At 41.7% G+C, this 1,895-nt stretch carries 2 protein-coding genes; both read right to left on the bottom strand.

Going from position 1 to position 1,895, the window contains the following annotated elements:
• Window positions 1–37: 37 nt before the first annotated feature.
• Entirely contained in the window at window positions 38–766 is a 729-nt protein-coding gene (locus H5072_RS18300) for a CBM9 family sugar-binding protein (RefSeq protein WP_182694368.1), read from the bottom strand.
• A 67-nt stretch (window positions 767–833) separates the two neighbouring features.
• Window positions 834–1,889, bottom strand: coding sequence for an MBL fold metallo-hydrolase (locus H5072_RS18295; protein ID WP_182694369.1), 1,056 nt, complete (start codon window positions 1,887–1,889; stop codon window positions 834–836).
• Window positions 1,890–1,895: the final 6 nt, after the last annotated feature.

Genomic DNA, 1,895 nt, shown 5'->3' with positions numbered 1-1,895 from the left:
CTTCGCTCAACCCAACCTACTTATTGGTGTTGGGGGCTTACTTTTTAGGGAGTAGGGTTATTTTGCCAAATACGTCGGCATCTATAAAACCACGATTTCTGTCGCCATTTACCGGCTGTACTTCGTGTGAGCCCATAAAATGCTCGCGCACCTCACTGCCATCGTTATCGCAATACGCTAACATAAAGCCGATTACTTGCTTTTCGCTAAGTGTAAGTGGGGTGTTTTTAGCACCTTCTTTATAATCATTAGGGTAGATCTTTATCGCTACTTCCCAGGTGATGTTAAAAGGCGCGGTGGTATTGCGCTTCCAGTTACTAACTAGGTGGTCGGTATACAAATGGGCTTTTTTATCAGGTCCGTAATCGGCAGCTTGGTTATCAAGGCCAATATGGTACGCCAATGCGGTGTGATTAAATTGATGATTACCGCCCGATGCATCGCTATCAATAAATACTTCAAGCGCATCGTCATCCCAATATTTATAGGTTGGATCTGCGTGTGTATCTATTAGAACATCATCCACAATATCGGCTTGTAGGTATAAATAGTTTTGATCCCACAATAAACGATAACGCCCTTTAAAGTCGGCATCGTTTGATGGCAGTGTGCCATCCATTAGATAAGGCATGTCGTGCCAAGCGGCTTTATCCCATACGCTTTCTGATACGCCATCAATAGTAATTGGAGTTGATGTATGTTCAACATCAATAGCCATTGCTGGCGTGCTTAATAAAAAGCCTAAGGCGAGTGCTAATTTCTTCATTAATCTCTCAATTTTATTGTCGATTCGTCTTAATGTAATAACAATCTTAAAACAGCTAAGTAAATAGTTACAGTGAAATACTTTCGCCTTCGTTTAAAATATACAGCGGTACTTTTGAATCCATTTTATTGTACATATGCAATAAGCGCAGCAGGGCTGAATGACTGCTGTGGTCGCCCATTTTCCAACTTGAGTTACCGTATCCCCACGGTATCATTACTTTGCAGTTAAGCTCTTGTGCTGCGTTGAGCGCGTCTTCTGGTGTGGTGTGAACGTAACGATAAAATTTACCACTTTCTTTACTGTAGTAAGAAGCGATTGGGATTAAGCATACATCTATATCGCCATATTTTTGCTGTATGTCTTTAAAATGTTTTGAGTAGCCTGTATCGCCTGCAAAAAATAAGGTGCTACCGTTTTGTTCAAGCAGCCAGCCATTCCATAAGTCTTTATTGTTATCTTCGTAAATAAAGGGCACTAATACGCGAGCGCTAAAATGATGAGCTGGCACGGCGTTAATAACTAAGTCGTCAATGTTGGTTGTTGAGTACCACGGCATTTCGCTAATGTTAAAACCGCCGGTAGGGAAGTTGTCGGCCATCCCGAGTGGTGTTAAATAGCGAGGTTTCTTGCCAATGCTTTGTATGTCGGCTTTATTAAAATGATCGTAATGAATATGCGAATACATTACCGCATCAATATTTTCGAGTTCTTGCTCACTAGGCCAAGCGCCTGCTTTACGATAAATGCCACCGCCGAGTTTAAAGCCAAGTGCCACTGGAGAATCAAACTGATTTTTTACCGGATCAAACAGCACACTTTGACCATTTGGAGTGTTAATAACAAAACTAGCGTGACCAAGCCAGCGTACGGTATAGCCAGTGCTAAGTTGTGGTTTAGTTTGCTGGCCTTGGTACTGGCAGTTTTCGCTGCCGGTTTTGCATAGTAAGTCTGGGTGAGCTGGGTAGCAGTTTTCAGTACAGGTAGTGGGATATGTTTTTTCACCTGTGTATAAATTTTTATAACGACCGTTCTTATCATTAATAACAACAACTGAGTCAGAGCTGGTAATACGATTAATATTATTAGGTGCACCGCAGGCCGTTAATATACATAAGAGTATTGCTGC

Origin of the sequence: Pseudoalteromonas sp. SR45-5 (assembly GCF_014163565.1) — a bacterium.
Classification (GTDB): domain Bacteria; phylum Pseudomonadota; class Gammaproteobacteria; order Enterobacterales; family Alteromonadaceae; genus Pseudoalteromonas; species Pseudoalteromonas distincta.
This window is presented reverse-complemented; position numbering and strand designations above follow the sequence as displayed.